Annotated in this window: 12 protein-coding genes; 5 read left to right on the forward strand and 7 right to left on the reverse strand. The window is 69.0% G+C overall.

From position 1 onward, the window contains the following. The first annotated feature begins 112 nt into the window (after positions 1-112). The 4 genes from ACKTSN_RS33355 to ACKTSN_RS33370 all read left to right on the forward strand — a co-directional run bounded on the left by ACKTSN_RS33355 (position 113) and on the right by ACKTSN_RS33370 (position 9,076). Complete coding sequence (locus ACKTSN_RS33355) at positions 113-1,495, forward strand: alpha-amylase (RefSeq protein ID WP_409472516.1); 1,383 nt, start codon at positions 113-115, stop codon at positions 1,493-1,495. 257 nt (positions 1,496-1,752) lie between these two features. After that, positions 1,753-3,048, forward strand: a complete 1,296-nt coding sequence (locus tag ACKTSN_RS33360; RefSeq protein WP_409472517.1) for an RNA-guided endonuclease InsQ/TnpB family protein — start codon at positions 1,753-1,755, stop codon at positions 3,046-3,048. Between the two features lie 223 nt (positions 3,049-3,271). Further along, on the forward strand, positions 3,272-8,671 hold the full coding sequence (pulA, locus tag ACKTSN_RS33365) for a pullulanase-type alpha-1,6-glucosidase (RefSeq protein WP_409472518.1): 5,400 nt from the start codon (positions 3,272-3,274) through the stop codon (positions 8,669-8,671). 48 nt (positions 8,672-8,719) lie between these two features. Further along, positions 8,720-9,076 carry a 5-carboxymethyl-2-hydroxymuconate Delta-isomerase gene (locus tag ACKTSN_RS33370; RefSeq protein WP_409472519.1) on the forward strand — a complete coding sequence of 119 codons (357 nt, stop codon included), beginning with the start codon at positions 8,720-8,722 and terminating at the stop codon, positions 9,074-9,076. Here ACKTSN_RS33370 and ACKTSN_RS33375 read toward each other — a convergent pair. The 3 genes from ACKTSN_RS33375 to ACKTSN_RS33385 all read right to left on the reverse strand — a co-directional run bounded on the left by ACKTSN_RS33375 (position 9,073) and on the right by ACKTSN_RS33385 (position 12,319). Then, a complete protein-coding gene (locus ACKTSN_RS33375) occupies positions 9,073-9,765 on the reverse strand; it encodes a TetR/AcrR family transcriptional regulator (protein ID WP_409472520.1) in 693 nt (230 codons plus the stop codon). The two genes, ACKTSN_RS33370 and ACKTSN_RS33375, sit on opposite strands and share 4 nt — an antisense overlap. Before the next feature lie 70 nt (positions 9,766-9,835). Next, on the reverse strand, positions 9,836-11,770 hold the full coding sequence (locus ACKTSN_RS33380; RefSeq protein WP_409472521.1) for a hypothetical protein: 1,935 nt from the start codon (positions 11,768-11,770) through the stop codon (positions 9,836-9,838). A 48-nt stretch (positions 11,771-11,818) separates the two neighbouring features. After that, positions 11,819-12,319 carry a tetratricopeptide repeat protein gene (locus tag ACKTSN_RS33385; RefSeq protein WP_409472522.1) on the reverse strand — a complete coding sequence of 167 codons (501 nt, stop codon included), beginning with the start codon at positions 12,317-12,319 and terminating at the stop codon, positions 11,819-11,821. 117 nt (positions 12,320-12,436) lie between these two features. Between ACKTSN_RS33385 and ACKTSN_RS33390 the strand changes: the two genes are divergently transcribed. Then, positions 12,437-12,880 carry a hypothetical protein gene (locus ACKTSN_RS33390; RefSeq protein ID WP_224738722.1) on the forward strand — a complete coding sequence of 148 codons (444 nt, stop codon included), beginning with the start codon at positions 12,437-12,439 and terminating at the stop codon, positions 12,878-12,880. A gap of 71 nt (positions 12,881-12,951) precedes the next feature. Here ACKTSN_RS33390 and ACKTSN_RS33395 read toward each other — a convergent pair whose 3' ends face one another. The 4 genes from ACKTSN_RS33395 to glnII form a co-directional block, all read right to left on the reverse strand. Then, positions 12,952-14,490 (reverse strand): DUF1996 domain-containing protein, encoded by a 1,539-nt coding sequence (locus ACKTSN_RS33395; protein WP_409472523.1) that lies wholly within the window; start codon positions 14,488-14,490, stop codon positions 12,952-12,954. 215 nt (positions 14,491-14,705) lie between these two features. Continuing rightward, on the reverse strand, positions 14,706-15,719 hold the full coding sequence (locus ACKTSN_RS33400) for an SDR family oxidoreductase (protein WP_409472524.1): 1,014 nt from the start codon (positions 15,717-15,719) through the stop codon (positions 14,706-14,708). 115 nt (positions 15,720-15,834) lie between these two features. Further along, on the reverse strand, positions 15,835-16,428 hold the full coding sequence (locus ACKTSN_RS33405; RefSeq protein WP_409472525.1) for a winged helix-turn-helix domain-containing protein: 594 nt from the start codon (positions 16,426-16,428) through the stop codon (positions 15,835-15,837). A 328-nt stretch (positions 16,429-16,756) separates the two neighbouring features. Then, positions 16,757-17,785 carry a glutamine synthetase gene (gene glnII, locus ACKTSN_RS33410; RefSeq protein WP_409472526.1) on the reverse strand — a complete coding sequence of 343 codons (1,029 nt, stop codon included), beginning with the start codon at positions 17,783-17,785 and terminating at the stop codon, positions 16,757-16,759. Positions 17,786-18,019 lie beyond the last annotated feature (234 nt).

Consider the following 18,019-nt stretch of genomic DNA (forward strand, 5'->3'; position numbering starts at 1 on the left):
GAAGTTCGTACGGCCCGCTGCCCTTTCGGGCGGCGGGCCTTTAACATCTGCGTCACTGCAAGCTTGCTGAAAGTTTTCAGCAAGAACCTTCAACGGTGAAGGAAACCCCCACATGGCGCGCAGAACTCTCTCCGGGGCCGCCGCCCTCGCGGCCGCCGCCCTTGTCATGAACCCAACCACCGCACCCACCGCCCAGGCCGCCCCGCCCGGCACCAAGGACGTCACGGCCGTCCTCTTCGAGTGGAACTTCGCCTCCATCGCCCGCGAGTGCACCAACACCCTCGGCCCCGCCGGCTACGGCTACGTGCAGGTCTCCCCGCCCGCCGAGCACATACAGGGCGCGCAGTGGTGGACCTCGTACCAGCCGGTAAGCTACAAGATCGCCGGTCGGCTGGGCGACCGCACCGCCTTCCAGAACATGGTGAACACCTGCCACGCGGCCGGTGTGAAGGTCGTCGTCGACACGGTCATCAACCACATGTCGGCGGGCAGCGGCACCGGTACCGGCGGCTCGTCGTACACGAAGTACAACTACCCCGGCCTGTACTCGTCGCCCGACTTCGACGACTGCACGAGCCAGATCAGCAACTACCAGGACCGCTGGAACGTCCAGCACTGCGAACTGGTCGGCCTCGCCGACCTGGACACGAACGAGTCGTACGTCCGCGGCGCCATCGCCGGGTACATGAACGACCTGCTCTCCCTCGGCGTCGACGGCTTCCGCATCGACGCGGCCAAGCACATGGACGCCGCTGATCTCGCCAACATCAAGTCACGGCTCAGGAACCCCTCCGTGTACTGGAAGCAGGAGGTCATCTACGGCAGCGGAGAGGCCGTCCAGCCGACGGAGTACACCGGCAACGGCGACGTGCAGGAGTTCCGGTACGCGTACGACCTCAAGCGCGTCTTCAACAGCGAGAACCTCGCCTACCTGAAGAACTACGGTGAGGGCTGGGGCTACATGAACAGCTCGGTCTCCGGTGTCTTCGTCGACAACCACGACACCGAGCGCAACGGTTCCACCCTGAACTACAGGGACGGTGCCAATTACACCCTGGCCAACGTCTTCATGCTCGCCTGGCCCTACGGCGCCCCCGACATCAACTCCGGGTACGAGTTCTCCGACACGGATGCCGGTCCGCCCAACGGCGGTTCGGTCAACGCCTGTTGGCAGGGCGGCTGGAAGTGCCAGCATGCCTGGCCGGAGATCCAGCGCATGGTCGCCTTCCGCAACGCCACCCGCGGTGAGTCGGTCACCAACTGGTGGGACAACGGGGGCGATGCGATCGCTTTCGGGCGGGGCAGCAAGGGGTTCGTGGCCATCAACCACGAGTCGGGCTCCCTGAGCCGTACGTACCAGACGTCGCTGCCTGCGGGGACGTACTGCGACGTGCAGAACAACACGACCGTGACGGTGAACTCCAGCGGTCAGTTCACGGCCACCCTCGGTTCCAACACCGCCCTCGCGATATACGTCGGCAAGTCGAGCTGCTGAGTTGCAAGTCAGCTAACGCCCCTCGGTCGGTTTCCCCGAGGGGCGACAGCACGGCCGCGCCGCACCGGTACGCCTGTGGCCGGTTCGGGGGGCGGCGAGCAGGACCGGCCTCTGATGAGGAACCAAGCGGCCAGTGAGGATTCGAACCATCGTGTGATCGTAGGGTTTGCGAACGCACTTGCTCATGGCGTGCGCAGTTTCGGTTGGATGTGATCTTTGGGGCGGGGGATGGATCGCGTGCTCATACGGTGATCGACATGAAGCTCCGGTACAACGTTCGTGTGTACCCGAGCGCTTCTCAGCGCGGCAGTCTGGCGAGGGCGTTCGGGTGCGCCCGCGTCGTGTGGAACGACGCCCTGCGACTCCGTCGTGACGCCTATGCGCAGGGTCTGCCGCGCCCGACGGCGGCCGAGTTGTCGAAGCGGGTCATCACCGAGGCCAAGAAGACTCCGGAACGGGCCTGGCTCGGCGAGGTGTCCGCCGTGGTGCTCCAGCAGTCGCTGCGCGACCTGGAGACCGCGTACAGCAACTTCTTCGCCTCGAAGAACGGCACCCGCAAGGGGCCGAAGATGGGCCCGCCGAAGGCGAAGAAGAAGGTCGCCCGGCAGGCGGTCCGGTTCACCGCGAACGCCTGCTGGTCCATCACGAAGGGCGGGAAACTGCGGCTTCCGAAGATCGGCGACATCGAGGTGCGCTGGTCACGCGAGCTGCCCGCACGACCGTCGTCGGTGACGATCATCAAGGATCCGTCCGGCCGGTACTTCGCCTCCTTCGTGGTCGAGGCAGACGACAAGCCGCTCCCCGAGCTGGACGTGGAGGAGACCGACACCGGGATCGACCTGGGCCTGTCCTGCTATGCCGTGCTGCGCGGCCGGAAGATCGCCTCCCCGAAGTTCTTCCGCCGTCAGGAGCGCAAGCTCAGAAGAGCTCAGCGCGCTGTGTCCCGTAAGCAGAAAGGATCAAACAATCGACGCAAGGCCAAGCAGGCCGTCGCGAAGATCCACGCCCGCATCGCCGACCGGCGACGCGACTTCATCGAGCAGGAGACCACCCGCATCGTCCGCGAGAGCCAAGCGGTCTATGCGGAGGACCTGAACGTGAAGGGCATGGCCACCCGCGGCGGCAGGCTCGGCAAGAGCGTCCATGACCAATCCCTCGGCAGATTTGCCCGCACCCTGGAGGCCAAGTGCGCCCGGTACGGGCGGACCTTCGTCAGGATCGACCGGTGGTTCCCCTCTACCCAGCTGTGCTCCCGCACCGGGTGCGGGCGACTTACCGGTCCCAAGGGCCGCGAGCAGCTGAACGTCCGCGTGTGGACGTGCACGGAGTGCGGAACCCGGCACGACCGAGACGAGAACGCCGAGGCCAACCTACGCGCCGCTGGACGGAAACGTGTCGCTGAGATGCGGCACGAGGCGGAGCGTCAAAACGCCTGTGGAGAGCACGTCAGACCTCGCAAGCCGGGGCAGCGCTCGGTGAAGCAGGAACCCACCCGAAGCCCAGTCGCTGCACGCGGCGGGGCAGGCGGGAATCGCCCACGTTCGCGTGGGTGAGGACGTCAATGCAACGTGCAGAACAACACGACCGTGACGGCGAACTCCAGCGGCCAGTTCACCGCGACTCTGGGCGCCAACACCGCCCTGGCCATCCATGTCGGCAAGTCCGGCCTCTGAAAGTTCTTTCCAAGCTTTTCAGGACCCTTGCTGTAAGCCTTTCCTCGGCGATACGGTCGCGCGGGGTCGGACCCAATGAGCCGTAATCGCTAGGAGCCCATCTGTGATATCGAGATGGCCGTCGCCGTCGAGGCGTCGAACCGCCCGTACCGGACGGGTCGCTGCGGTCACCGTGACCGCGCTGGCCGCAGCACTCGTCCAGCCCCTCGCGGCGCAGGCGGAGACTCCGCCCGCGCCCCCGTCCGACGCGAAGCTCGCCGCCGAGCCCGCCCGGCACGACTCCACGCGCGAGCAGTTCTACTTCGTTCTGCCGGACCGTTTCGCCAACGGGGACACGTCCAACGACGAGGGTGGCCTCACCGGTTCGCGCTTCGCCACCGGCTACGACCCCACCGACAAGGGCTTCTACCAGGGCGGCGACCTCAAGGGCCTGACCCAAAAGCTCGACTACATCAAGGGCCTGGGCACCACCGCCATCTGGATGGCGCCGATCTTCAAGAACCAGGCCGTGCAGGGCACGGGGAGCAACGCCTCCGCCGGCTACCACGGCTACTGGATCACGGACTTCACCCAGGTCGACCCGCACTTCGGCACCAACAAGGACCTCGAGACCCTCATCGCCAAGGCGCACGCCAAGGGCATGAAGGTCTTCTTCGACGTCATCACCAACCACACCGCCGATGTCGTCGACTACAAGGAGAAGTCCTACGACTACCTCTCCAAGGGTGCCTTCCCGTACCTGACGAAGGACGGCGAGCCCTTCGACGACGCCGACTACGCCGACGGCGAGCGCGACTTCCCGAAGACCGACGCCGACTCCTTCCCGCGCACCCCCGTCGTCGCCGACGCCAAGCAGGACGTCAAGGTCCCGTCCTGGCTCAACGACCCGACGATGTACCACAACCGGGGCGACTCCACCTTCGCCGGCGAGAGCTCCACCCACGGTGACTTCTCCGGCCTCGACGACCTGTGGACCGAGCGTCCGGAGGTCGTCAGCGGTATGGAGAAGATCTACCAGCGCTGGGTCAGGGACTTCGACATCGACGGCTTCCGCATCGACACCGTGAAGCACGTCAACATGGAGTTCTGGATCCAGTGGGCCACGGCCCTCGACTCCTACGCGGCCAAGCAGGGCCGGGACGACTTCTTCATGTTCGGCGAGGTGTACTCCGCCGACACGAACATCACGGCCCCGTACGTCACCCAGGGCCGCCTCGACGCCACGCTCGACTTCCCCTTCCAGGAGGCGGCACGGCAGTACGCCTCCCAGGGCGGCAGCGCGCAGAAGCTGGCCTCGGTCTTCGCGGACGACTACAAGTACACGACCGGCAAGGCCAACGCGTACGAACAGGTCACCTTCCTCGGCAACCACGACATGGGCCGCATCGGGTACTTCCTGAACCAGGACGACAAGGACGCGACCGACGCCGAGCTGCTGAAGAAGGCGAAGCTCGCCAATGAGCTGATGTTCCTCAGCCGCGGCAACCCCGTCGTCTACTACGGCGACGAGCAGGGCTTCACCGGCTCCGGCGGCGACAAGGACGCCCGCCAGACCCTGTTCGCCTCTCAGACCGCCGACTACCTGGACGACGACCAGATCGGCACCGACCGCACCCACGCGAGCGACGCCTACGACACGAGTGCACCGCTCTACCACCAGATCAGTGCTCTCGCCGAGCTCCGCAAGGCCAATCCCGCTCTGACCGACGGCGTCCAGACCGAGCGCTACGCGGCCGACGGCGCCGGTGTCTACGCCTTCTCCCGCTTCGCCACCGACAAGACGGAGTACGTGGTCGCCTTCAACAACGCCGGCGAGGCGAAGACGGTGACCTTCGCGACCGGTTCGGCAGGCACAGGCTTCAGGGGGATCTACGGCACCGAAACCGCCGTAAGCTCCGGCGCCGACAAGAAGATCACCGTCACGGTCCCGGCCGGTTCCGCGATCGTCCTCAAGGCCACCGGCAGGCCCCCCGCCCCCGCCGCCAAGCCGACGATCACCCTGAAGGCCCCGGCGGCCGGCGCCACCGGCACGGTCGAGATCGGTGCCGATGTCGACGGCGGTCAGCTCAACCGTGTCGTCTTCGCCGCCCAGGTCGGCAACGGCAAGTGGCAGACGCTCGGCTCCGCCGACCACGCGCCGTACAAGGTCACGCAGATCATCGGCAAGGACGTACCGGCCGGAACCGCCCTGCGCTACAAGGCGGTCGTGATCGACTCCGCGGGCCGTACGGCGAGCGCGACCGCCGCGTCCACTACCGGTACCCCACCCGCCGAGGAGACGCCCACCGCCTCCTCCCGGGACTACGCGATCGTCCACTACAAGCGCGCGGACGGCGACTACGCGAACTGGGGCCTGTACGCCTGGGGCGACCTCGCCGACGGTGAGTCCACCACCTGGCCGGACAGCCACCCCTTCATCGGCCGGGACGCCTACGGCGCCTTCGCCTACGTCAAGCTGAAGCCCGGCGCCTCCACCATCGGCTTCCTGGTCATCGACAAGGACGGCAACAAGGACGTCTCCGCCGACCGCACGATCGATGTCACCAAGACCGGCGAGATCTGGATCGAGCAGGGCAAGGAGGCCGTACAGACCGAGCGGCCCGACTATCCGGCCCAGGACAAGACCAAGGCCGTCCTGCACTACCACCGCGCGGACGGGAACTACGACGGCTGGGGTCTGCACGTCTGGACGGGTGCCGCGAACCCCACCGAGTGGTCGAACCCCATCAAGCCGGTGAAGACTGATGCCTATGGCGCTGTCTTCGAGGTGCCGCTCACCGAGGGTGCCACCAGCCTCAGCTACATCATCCACAAGGGCGCCGAGAAGGATCTCTCCGCCGACCAGTCGCTGGACCTCACGGCGAACGGCCACGAGGTGTGGCTGTTGAACGGCCAGGAGAAGTACCTGCTCCCGCAGCCCGCGGGCAGTGCGGCCGCCCTCGACCTGACCACCTCCAAGGCGGTCTGGATCGACCGGAACACGGTCGCCTGGAACGGCTCCGACGCGGCCGCCTCCACGCAGCTGCTGTACTCGCGCACCGGCTCGATCGCCGTCAAGGACGGCGCGCTGACCGGCGACGACCAACAGTGGCTCCGGCTGTCCAGGACCACCCTCACCGACGCCCAGAAGGCGAAGTACCCGCACCTGAAGTCGTACACCGCCTGGTCCGTCGACCCCCGTGACCGCGACCGGGTCCGCGAGGCCCTGCGCGGTCAGGTCGTCGCCTCCCAGCGCGCGGCGAACGGCGCGGTGCTCGCGGCGACGGGCGTGCAGATCGCGGGCGTACTGGACGACCTGTACGACGCGACGAAGGCGGACCTCGGCCCGACCTTCGACAAGGGGCGGCCCACGCTGTCCGTCTGGGCACCGACCGCACAGTCGGTCAAGCTCGAAATCGGTGACTCCACCGTCGCCATGAAGCGGAACGACACCACCGGCGTCTGGTCCGTCACCGGCCCCAAGTCCTGGAAGAACAAGCCGTATCGGTATGTCGTCGAGGTCTGGACGCCCAGCGTCCGCAAGGTCGTCACCAACAAGGTCACCGACCCCTACTCGGTCGCCCTCGCCGCGAACTCCGAGCGCAGCCTGGTCGTCGACCTCGACGACAAGTCCCTGGCGCCGAGCGGCTGGTCCTCGTACGCCAAGCCCAAGGCCGTACCGCTGAAGGACGCCCAGATCCAGGAGCTGCACATCCGGGACTTCTCGGTCGAGGACAAGACGGCCAAGGACCCGGGCACCTACCTTGCCTTCACCGACAAGGCGAGCGACGGTTCCCGGCACCTGCGTGAGCTGGCCGAGGCGGGCACGTCGTACGTCCATCTCCTGCCCGCCTTCGACATCGCCACCATCCCGGAGAAGAGGTCCGAGCAGGCGACCGTCGACTGCGACCTCGCCTCCCTCCCGGCCGACGCCGACAAGCAGCAGGAGTGCGTGTCGAAGATCGCCGCGAAGGATGCCTACAACTGGGGCTACGACCCGTACCACTACACGGTCCCCGAAGGCTCGTACGCCACCGACCCGGACGGTACGGCCCGTACGGTCGAGTTCCGCAAGATGGTCAAGGCACTGAACGAGGACGGCCTGCGGGTCGTCATGGACGTCGTCTACAACCACACGGCGGCGAGCGGGCAGGAGCGGACGTCCGTCCTGGACCGGATCGTGCCCGGCTACTACCACCGGCTCCTCGCGGACGGCACGGTCGCCACCAGCACCTGCTGCGCCAACACCGCCACCGAGAACGCCATGATGGGCAAGCTGGTCGTCGACTCGGTGGTCACCTGGGCCAAGGAGTACAAGGTCGACGGCTTCCGCTTCGACCTCATGGGCCACCACCCGAAGGCCAACATCCTCGCCGTACGCAAGGCCCTCGACGCGCTGACCCTGGAAAAGGACGGCGTCGACGGCAAGAAGATCATCCTCTACGGCGAGGGCTGGAACTTCGGCGAGATCGCCGACGACGCCCGCTTCGAGCAGGCCACGCAGAGCAACATGGCGGGAACCGGTGTCGCGACCTTCTCCGACCGCGCCCGCGACGCCGTCCGCGGCGGCGGCCCGTTCGACGAGGACCCCGGCGTCCAGGGCTTTGCGTCCGGGCTGTACAACGAGCCCAACTCCTCGACGAACAACGGCGGTCCGGCCGAACAGAAGGCCCGCCTTCTGCACTACCAGGACCTGATCAAGGTGGGCCTGTCCGGCAACCTCGCCGACTTCACCTTCACCGACACCAGCGGCAAGGAGGTCAAGGGCTCCGAGGTCGACTACAACGGCGCCCCCGCCGGCTACGCGGCCGCCCCCGGCGACGCCCTCGCCTACGCCGACGCCCACGACAACGAGACACTGTTCGACGCCCTGGCCTACAAGCTCCCGGCATCGGCGAGCGCGGACGACCGGGCCCGGATGCAGGTCCTGGCGATGGCCACGGCCACCCTCTCGCAGGGTCCGTCCCTCTCCCAGGCCGGCACCGACCTGCTGCGCTCCAAGTCCCTGGACCGCAACTCCTACGACAGCGGCGACTGGTTCAACGCCATCCACTGGAACTGCGCCGACGGCAACGGCTTCGGCCGCGGACTGCCGATGGCGGCCGACAACGAGCCCAAGTGGCCCTACGCCAAGCCCCTGTTGAGGACGGTCGGCGTCGGCTGCACGCAGATCGAGGGTGCTTCGGCGGCGTACCGGGACCTGCTGAGGATCCGTACGACGGAGAGCGCCTTCTCCCTCGACACCGCCGATCAGGTCCAGTCAGGGCTCTCCTTCCCGCTGTCCGGCAAGGACGAGACGCCGGGCGTGATCACCATGCGGCTCGGTGACCTGGTCGTCGTGTTCAACGCCACGCCGGAGCGGCAGGAGCAGCGCATCGAGGCGACGGAAGGGGTGAAGTACCGGCTGCACCCGGTACAGGCGACGGGCGAGGACCCGGTCGTGAAGGACGCGGCCCACACGGCGGAATCGGGCACCTTCACGGTCCCGGCCCGCACGGTCGCCGTCTTCTCCCGGGCCGGCTGACGGTCATGCGGTTAGGGTGCTCCTGTCCGACGTAGAACAGGAGCACCCATGCCGCAGATCACCGTCGACTACTCCGCACAGCTCGCGGACGACTTCGACCGGCCCGCCTTCGCGCGGGCCCTGCACACCACGGTGGTCGAGATCGCGGCCGCGAAGCCGCCGGCGTGCAAGACGCAGTTCCGGCGGACCGAGGACACCACGGTCGGGGAGGACACCCAGGGGCACGCGGTCGTCCATGTGACGCTGGGGCTGCTGGCCGGCCGCACGGACGAGACCAAGGTCCGGCTCACCGAGGCCGTACTCGACCTGCTGCGGCAGCACATCAAGCCCGCCGAGGGCCTCGCCCTGCACGCGTCGGCCGAGGTACGCGACCTCGACCCGTCGTACCGGAAGTTCGAGGCCTAGGAGGCCAGGCTGATCAGCCGGACCACCAGGTCGCCGAACGGCCCGTCGCCCGGCTCGTCCTTGAGGACGCGGCGCATCACCATGGCCATCTCCTCGTCGTGGGCGGCGCCGACGGCGGCCAGTGCGGCGAAGTTGTGCACGAGCTGTACCTCCAGCTCGGCGCGTGGGACGTGCCGGCCGTCCAGCCAGATCAGCGCCGTCGACTCGGCGAGGGAGATCCAGGAGCGGACGACCAGTTCCAGTCGCGCGGGCGGCTCCTCGACGCCGAGGTGCGAAACGATCTGGTCGTACGCGGCCTGCCGTACGGCATCGATGAGCGCGTTCGTAGTCGAAGAGCCCACCGCCGGGCCGCCGCGCATCAACGCCGAGAAACCGGGGCCGTGCTGGTCGACGAAGTCGAAGAACCGGCGCATCACGCGCAGCAGCCGAGCCCCCAGCGGACCCTCGTGCGGCTCCACGAACCGGCCCGCCAGATCGTCCGCCGCACGCCTCAACGCGGCCTCGTACAGGCTGAGTTTGCCGGGAAAGTAGTGGTAGACCAGCGGGCGCGAGATGCCCGCGGCCGACGCTATCTCGTCGATGGAGACCTCATCCGGAGAGCGGTGGCTGAACAGTTCGAGGGCGACGCCGATCAGCTGCTGCCGCCGCTCCTCGACACCCATCCTGCGGCGAACTACCCCGGTAGACATACGAACACCTTACCGATCGGATCCAGCCTCGAACGGACAGGACCGACCAGGGGTGTTCATATGCGTTCAGCTAGCGCAGGCCGCTGATCGACCGCCCGTCCGTCAGGATCGCCTTCAGGCCGGCCTGAGTGCCCTTCTTGGCGGGTACGGCCAACAGGTTGCCCTGCGCGGTCTGTTCCACCCCGCCGGTCGTGCTGATCGACGCGGTGTCGCGGCTGCCCGCCGCCAGGAGATACCAGGTACCCGCCTCGGACTTCCACAGCACGCCCGCCAGCACATGGGGATCGCGCGTCCCGCACGCCGGTACGTTCTCGGCCTTCGCGGCGACCGCCCCGTACGTCCCGCCCGGCGTGTGGAACTGCGCCAGCGCCCGCTCGCCGCCGCCCCGCCAGGTCTCCGCGCGCGTACACACCCACGCCGCCGTGCCGCTCGCGTCGGGCAGCGGCTGCTCGGCGTACTGCCAGGCGTTCACCGACCGCACCCCCTGCCCGCGCACCGCGAACAGCGAACAGGCGAACGGCGCCCAGGTGCGCAGCGACTCCGCCCCGGCCGCGTCGTGCGTCTTGCCCGGCCGCCCGGTGGTGAGGCGGGCCGGCACCAGCTCGCCCAGGTCCGTCATCAGCCGCGTACCGGAGTCGTCGGTGATCTGCAGGACGTTCCACGACGCGCAGGAGCCGGTCTTGATCGCGGGGCTGGCCAGCGGCGTGGTGACCCCGTCGGTGATCGTGAGGTCCATCGCGCCGGAGCTCGGCTTCAGCAGGTCGCGTTCGGCCACCTTCGTCACCCAGGGTGCTGTCAGATAGCGGACGTTGCCGTCGGTGCGGTCCAGGACCACGGCGTTCGCCTCGGCCCCGGTGGCGCCGTCGGTGCGGGCGAAGTCGAGGGCGGCGCCCGCAGTGCCGTCCTTCGGCTCGGCGTAGCGGGCGAGGCGCAGACCGTCGTGGAGGATCACCACGCGCGCGTTGTCGACGTTCCCCGCGTACAGCAGCTGGGGCGGGCCGGCCGGGCCGCCGGACGGGGTGCCGGGGGTGGTCGAGACCTGGACGGTCTCGCCGGGGCGTGCCCAGACGGCGAGTGCGCGACGCAGCAGCGCCCGGTCGCCGGTGAGGTCGCCGCGCGCGGGCCAGACGGAGAAGTCCGTGCGGGCGGAGGATCGCCAGGTGGTGGGGGAGACCTTCGTCAGTCTGCTGGGGTCGAGGGCCGCCTCGGCCGCCGGGTTCTGCGCGTACGACGGTGCCGCGGCGCCGTCGGGGCCCCAGCCGTCGCCGGGCAGGCCGAGCAGCGCCCCGCTCACGGCGAGGGCCGCCGCCGCGGCGAGCGCGGCCTTCGTGCGCTGGCGGCGCCGCATCAGGTCGGTGGGCCGGGCCTGGAGCGAGCAGGGGTCGAACTCGGGGGAGTCGAGCAGCGCGTACTGCGCGGGTACGGCGTCGGCCTCGCCCAGCGCCGCCTCCGTGTCGTCGACGCCGGCGGCCGTCAGTACCCGGTGCACATCGGGGTCGGCCAGCTGCTCCAGGCCGCGCAGGACGTAGGCGGCGCGGGCAGGGGCGGACAGGGCGGACAGCCGCTGGTCCAGGGCCAGTTCGTCGGCGCCGCCGGAGCGCGGGAAGAGCTTGAGACCCCACACCTGGGGGAGCAGTGGCGGCAGCTGGGAGCGCTTGGGCCACGCCTTGCGCCGCAGCGGCAGGGCGGCCTCCAGCGCCGTCCGCAGGACCTGGAGGCGGAGGAAGGCGTAGCCCGGGTCGCCGTCCCGGCCCTGGCCCGTGGACTGGGCCGGGATCACGGAGGTCGAGGTCCGGCCGCGTGGCAGGGCGCGCTGGGTGAGGGAGTGCGCGGTCAGGACGCGCCGGTTGCGGCCCAGGCTCGGTGGCAGTACCAGATAGGCGAGGCGGACGAGTCGCGGATAGTGCTCGACGAGCGCGGCCTCGGCCTGCTCGACGTCGACCACCGGGTCGGTGGGGCCGGCTGGTGCGGAGCTCTGGCGCTGAGCGACATCCTGTGACTGCACGTTCAGCAGAACGAGCGAATCGACGGTTGGTCACCGCCACCCGGTGCGTCAGTCCTGGGGCTCGACCAGGGCGCGGGCGTAGTTCGCCATCGACCGCTGGTAGCGCGGCAGATGGGGCGCGAGGGCGCCCAGGACGAGGGACAGGCCCTCGCGATCACGCCCGAGACTCGACAGGCACAGGGCGAGCGTGGCCCGTACCGCATCGTCCAACTCGTCGGAGGGTGCGTCAAGTTCGGGCGTCAGCAGCTTGACGCCCTCCCCCGGCTGCCCGATGTTCCTGAGCGAGCTGGACAGCTGGATCTTCGCCCGTCGGCCACGGTAGCCGTCGAGCCCGCGCGCCAGCGCCTCCCGGTACAGGGGGACCGCCTTGTCCGAGTGGCCCGTCGAGTCCCAGGCGCAGGCCTGCTCGAACGGGCCGAGGGGGCTGCCCTCGGGCAGTTCGGTGACGAGCGTGTCGATCACGGCGCGGAAGTCGGCCGCTCGGTCGTCGGTGTAGTCGTCGAAGGTGGCCCAGGCGGCGGCCACTCGGTCTTCCCAGTCCTGGTTCACCGGCCCACCTTCGCACAGCCGTACGCGCGGAGGTATCGGTTTGAGTGCTGAGCGGGCCGCAGCCGTATCGAACTGAGGCGCATGTGTGCCTGCTCCAAGACCGGACCGGAGGAACAGATGAGGTTGACCCGACCGATGCTCGCCCTGAGCGGCGCCGTGGCGGTGCTGGCGCTGGCGGGCTGCGGCTCCGACGGCGACCAGGCGGCCGTACCGGAGACGGCGACCGGCAGCCTGGAGCACCTGGCCGCCGAGGTGAAGTGCGAGCCGAACATGACGACGGACGCCGACGAGATCCGCCAGGCCGTCTGCAAGAACACCGACGGCAGGTTCGTCCTCGCGACCTTCGCCACCGACCGCGGCCAGCGCGAGTGGCTGAACGGGGCGAAGGACTACGGCGGCTACTACCTCGTCGGCCGCAAGTGGGTCGCCGTCGGCGAGGAGAAGACGGTCACGGCGCTGCAGGGCAGGCTCGGCGGGACCATGGAGGAGGGGTCCGCGCACATGAATCCCGGTGGCAGTCACAACAGCGGCGGTCACAACAGTGGCAGCCACAACGGCTGACCGCGAAAGTCCGGAGGCAAACGAAAGCCGGCGGTGGGAAATCCCACCGCCGGCTTCCTACTGGGGCAGGACTACTGGCAGTCCTCGCCGTTGTTGATGCAGTCGACCATCTCGTTCATCAGGTCCTCGTCGAAGAAGTTGATGAAGTCGTTGTGGTCGGTGATCGGCTTGTGCAGCTGCTCCGGGAAGGAGTCGACCGCGAACGCGTTCGCCACCTGTCCGTTCTCGATCTGCGGGGCCGGGATGTCGTAGACCAGCCGGACCTGCAGCTGGGGGATGGCCTGGAAACCGTTCGAGCAGGTGCCGTCCGCCTCCACGAAGTCCACGTGGGTGCGGTGGTTGGCGCTGTCGATGTTCTGGCCGTCCCAGCAGCTCTGGAAGTTGGACGTCCGCACCACGCTGCTGCCCTCGGGGCAGATCGGGTACTTGTCCGTCACCTGCCGGTCCTCGAAGCCGGTGCAGCTCCAGGAGGTGTTGGCGTTGCCCAGGCCGTTGGTGAAGGACTTGGCGTCACCGGTGATGATGCGCAGGGCCGTCGGCATCGCGACGACATCGCTCGTCCGGTTGCCGACGAACTTCAGCTCGGCCTCGCTGGGCTCGACGATCTTGCCGACATTGCCGTCCTGACCGCCACCGGGCTGGTCCTGGTCGATGTCCTGCGTACCGTCCTGCAGACGGACCACCGGCCAGAAGTACGACGACTTGTCGCCCTGGTTCTGGCAGCTGGTGTCGCCGTTCGCCAGGTCCTCGTCGCTCGCGAAGGCGTTGTTGGCCTGGTTGCCGACGTAGTCGTGCTGGTGCTGCGCACCGTTGGAGACACCGGGCGCCACGATCACGTTGTCCGAGTTGCGGTTCTCGTTCTCGTTGGTGCCGCAGTTCGTGGTGAAGCTGCCCGTCGAACCGGAGTCACCGTTCGCGGCCAGACCGTTCGGCAGGTTGCGGGAGTTCGGCTGGACGTCCTCGATGTTGATGAAGTCGTCGGCCACCGGGCCGTTGCCGGCCTGACCGCCGTTGCCCTGGTCCTGACCGTCCCCCTGGTCCTGACCGTCCCCCTGGTCCTGACCGCCGTCCTGGCCGTCGCCCTGATCCTGACCGTCGTTGTTCTGGTCCTGGCCGTCACCGTCGTTGGGCTCCGGCTGCTCGGCCGGGACGCCCTGGCACTGGGCGAGCTGGTCGAGACCCTGCGGAGCCTCACCGCCCGCCCGGTTGATGTTGATGCCGATCCGGTCGAGGGTGGCCACCCGCTTGGACTTCAGCGGGCCGAGGATGGCGTTGTCGACGTAACTGGCGTCCCCCGCCTGGGCCTGACGCGTCTCCGCGAGACGCGTGTAGGCATCCGTGATCTGCCTGTCGAGCAGCGCCAGCTCCTTGGCGACGCCCTGACGCGCGCCCTCCGGCACGTCCGTCAGCTTCTGGCCGACGTCCGGGCAGTTGATCGTTGCGACCTGGGCGGCAGTGGACTTCGTCTGGTTCCACCCATCCTCGTCCTCATGTGCCGAGGCATAGAAGTTGGCCCATACCAGCCCGCCCCCACCGAGCGCTAGGGCCGCCGATGCGGCAATGGCCTTGGTGGCCAGCGGCGTACGGCGTTTTCTTGTGTTGCGTCCCATGGAACTCCTCTGACTTCCTTGCGGGGCAGCATCGAGGCGCCCGACAGGAGTGAAGCGGCTCCCTTCCATACGGAGGTCGTCCCACCGGTGTTCAGACGGATCAGAAATTGATGAGAGATTCGCGAGACAATTCAGCCCCAACTACCCCAGGAACACCGGGAGTTGTGGTGATCTCACGTGAAGTGTTCGAGCCGGGTGGTGGATTTCGTGGAGTTTCAGCGCCCCTGGTCCGGACGGCCGGTTGCGAGGACCTTCGTCTCCACCTCCGGATCGAGGCCCACCGGCGGCCGGTCCGGGCGCTGCGGGGCGCCGCCGCCGAGGTTCTGCAGCCAGCTCCATGTGTCGGCCACGGTCTCCGTGACCGGCCGGCAGCGCAGCCCCGTCGCCAGCGCCCGGGACACGTCCGCGCCGTGCAGGGCGTCGTGCAGCTCGCTCCCCGGCGGCACCCACGCCGGCAACTGGCTCCACGGCTCGACACCCGCCTCCAGCACCACCTCGGGGTCGGTCCAGCGCAGCTCGGCCGCCGCGCCGGTCACCTGCACGCAGGACTCGAGCAGCTCGCCCGTCGTGGTGAGGCCCCGAGGGCCGATCAGGTTGTACGGCCCGCTGAGCTCCTGCTCCACCCCGTCCAGGATCCACTCGGCGAGATCGCGGACGTCGATGTACTGGAGGGGCAGCTCCCGGGGGCCCGGCGCCAGTACGGGGCCGCCCCTGGCGATCCGGGTCAGCCACCAGGGGAGCCGGCCGACGTTCTCGTACGGCCCGAGCAGCAGCCCGGCCCGCACCAGCAGCGAGCGCTCCGCACCGAAGGCCTCGACGGCGGCCAGCTCGGCGCCGCGCTTGTCGCGGGCGTAGTCCGTGTGGTCGGCGTCGGGCTCGGCGCCCTCGACCAGGGGCGCGTCCTCGGTGTAGCCGGCGGGCGGGGCCCAGGCGTACACCGAGCAACTCGACACGTACACGTACCGCCCGACGCGGCCCCGCAGCAGCCGTGCCGCGTCCCGCACCGCGAACGGCGCCGCCGACCAGGTGTCGACCACGGCGTCCCACGCGCCGTCCGCGAGGGCGGCGAGCCCGTCGGGCGCGGTGCGATCACCGTGCAGCGACCGCACCCCGGCCGGGGCCGTGTGCCGCCCCCGGTGGAACACGGTCACGTCCCAGCCACGCCCGAGCGCCGCCTCCACGACAGCCCGTCCCGCGAACTCCGTACCACCCAGCATCAGCAGTCTCATGCCGGTGACTGTGCCCGGGGGAGCGGCGGGACGGAACCGGGTTCTGCCGACAGCAGACGGTCAGGTGATGTCGGCAGCGGCCATCAGATGTCCGCGATCGGCAGTCGGCCGGCGGTCAACTCCCGGTCGGTGGGGCGTACTTGTAGCCGACCCGGCGGATCGTCAGGATCGCCTGCCGGTGCTCGGGGCCCAGCTTGCGGCGCAGTCGGGCGATGTGGACGTCGACGGTGCGGCCGTCGCCCACATGGCCGTAGCCCCACACCGTGGTGACCAGCTGGTCGCGGGTGTGCACCCGGTGCGGGTGTGCCACCAGGTGAGCGAGCAGCTCGAACTCCAGGTACGTGAGGTCGAGCTCCCGCCCGGCCACCTCGATGGTGCGCTGCAGGGCGTCGATACGGATGAGCGGCTCGGTGTCGGTGTCGGTGCCGGTGTCGAGGGCGTCCGGCTGCGGCTCGTCGGGTACCGCCACCGGCAGGAACGGCGGCTGCTGATCGGCCGGCACGAGCACCAGGTAGCCGACCATGGGCGGGCGGCCCGGCAGGTTGGGCAGGGTGTGCTGCGGAGCGGGCAGCCAGGTGGCACCCGGCGGCAGGAACTCCACGACATCGAGCACCTCGTCCCGGTCGACGGCACGCAGTCGGTGCCGCGGGCTGCCGGGAGCAGGGGCGGTGTGCGGGGAACGGGACAGGGAAGCAGGGGTGGTCGCCATGCGAGGTCAGCTCTTTCGCGCGAGAAGTCCGACGGGGACGTACGTCGTGTCGCGCTGGCCGAAGGCCGGTGTGTACGGCGTCAGCGGGCCGGCGCGGTCAGCGCGCGGCAACACAGCCGGTCGAAGTCGTGGTGCTGACGGGAAGGCCAGAAGGGCTCGAGGTCATGGCGACCCGTCGCGGAGTGCTTCTGGAAACTGGCCATGCTCCCATTGAAGCAGACACCGCCCTGGACCGGACCCCTCCTCTCACTGCGTGGACAGGGGCCGTTCGCAACGGGAAGGGGCGCCCACCACGAGGGTGGACGCCCCTTCCGACGAGCGGGACGGATCAGACCTGGCCGGCCTTCTCCAGGGCGGAGCAGCAGGTGTCCACCAGCAGGCGGGTCACCACGTACGGGTCGACGTTGGCGTTCGGGCGGCGGTCCTCGATGTAGCCCTTGCCGTCCTTCTCGACCTGCCACGGGATACGGACCGAGGCGCCACGGTTGGAGACACCGTAGGAGTACTCGTTCCACGGGGCGGTCTCGTGCAGACCGGTCAGACGGTCGTCGATGCCGGCGCCGTAGTTCTTGACGTGGTCGAGCGGCTTGGAGCCCTCACCGAGCGACTCGCACGCGGTGATGATCGCGTCGTAGCCCTCACGCATCGCCTTGGTGGAGAAGTTGGTGTGCGCGCCGGCGCCGTTCCAGTCGCCCTTGACCGGCTTGGGGTCGAGCGTGGCGGAGACGCCGAAGTCCTCGGCGGTGCGGTAGAGCAGCCAGCGGGCCACCCACAGCTGGTCGGAGACCTCCAGCGGGGACAGCGGGCCGACCTGGAACTCCCACTGGCCGGGCATGACCTCGGCGTTGATGCCGGACAGGCCCAGGCCCGCCTTCAGGCAGTTCTCCAGGTGGGCTTCGACGATGTCACGGCCGAAGATCTCGTCGGCGCCGACACCGCAGTAGTAGCCGCCCTGCGGGGCCGGGAAGCCGCCCTCGGGGAAGCCGAGCGGGCGGGAGCCGTCGAAGAAGGTGTACTCCTGCTCGATGCCGAAGATCGGCTCCTGCGCGGCGAACTTCTCCGCGACCTCGACCAGCGCGGCACGCGTGTTGGAGGAGTGCGGGGTCATGTCCGTGTTGAGGACCTCGCACAGCACCAGGATGTCGTCGCCGCCGCGGATCGGGTCGGGGCAGGAGAAGACCGGCTTCAGTACACAGTCCGAGGCGTGGCCCTCGGCCTGGTTGGTGGAGGACCCGTCGAAGCCCCAGATCGGCAGCTCGGCACCCTTGGCGTCGTCGGACATGATCTTCGTCTTGGAACGAAGCTTGGCCGTCGGCTCGGTGCCGTCGATCCAGATGTACTCAGCCTTGAAGGTCACGGGCCACATCCTTCGGGGGTGGGTCTGGGCGCGTTTGCGGGTGCTGCGGCGCTGCGGCACTGGGGCGCCGCGCTTGTTTGCCCGGCAGCCTGTCAACGGGCGATTTCCCGATCATTGCCCGTTTGTGAACCCCGTGTTACCTGGTGGTGCTGTGGCGTGATTCACGCTGTGAGGGCGGGCCGGGCGCGCAGGACCTGCAGAAACGCGCGGTGCGCGGATGCGGTGGGGGCCGGT

The organism is Streptomyces flavusporus, assembly GCF_046267975.1.
GTDB lineage: Bacteria > Actinomycetota > Actinomycetes > Streptomycetales > Streptomycetaceae > Streptomyces > Streptomyces flavusporus.

What these genes read in the sequence shown, in the direction of transcription:
- ACKTSN_RS33375 (WP_409472520.1), bottom strand. Translation starts at nt 9,765, where the DNA reads ATGTCTACCGGGGTAGTTCGCCGCAGGATGGGTGTCGAGGAGCGGCGG.
- ACKTSN_RS33370 (WP_409472519.1), top strand. Translation starts at nt 8,720, where the DNA reads ATGCCGCAGATCACCGTCGACTACTCCGCACAGCTCGCGGACGACTTC.
- ACKTSN_RS33400 (WP_409472524.1), bottom strand. Translation starts at nt 15,719, where the DNA reads ATGAGACTGCTGATGCTGGGTGGTACGGAGTTCGCGGGACGGGCTGTC.
- ACKTSN_RS33390 (WP_224738722.1), top strand. Translation starts at nt 12,437, where the DNA reads ATGAGGTTGACCCGACCGATGCTCGCCCTGAGCGGCGCCGTGGCGGTG.
- ACKTSN_RS33360 (WP_409472517.1), top strand. Translation starts at nt 1,753, where the DNA reads ATGAAGCTCCGGTACAACGTTCGTGTGTACCCGAGCGCTTCTCAGCGC.
- ACKTSN_RS33395 (WP_409472523.1), bottom strand. Translation starts at nt 14,490, where the DNA reads ATGGGACGCAACACAAGAAAACGCCGTACGCCGCTGGCCACCAAGGCC.
- ACKTSN_RS33405 (WP_409472525.1), bottom strand. Translation starts at nt 16,428, where the DNA reads ATGGCGACCACCCCTGCTTCCCTGTCCCGTTCCCCGCACACCGCCCCT.
- ACKTSN_RS33355 (WP_409472516.1), top strand. Translation starts at nt 113, where the DNA reads ATGGCGCGCAGAACTCTCTCCGGGGCCGCCGCCCTCGCGGCCGCCGCC.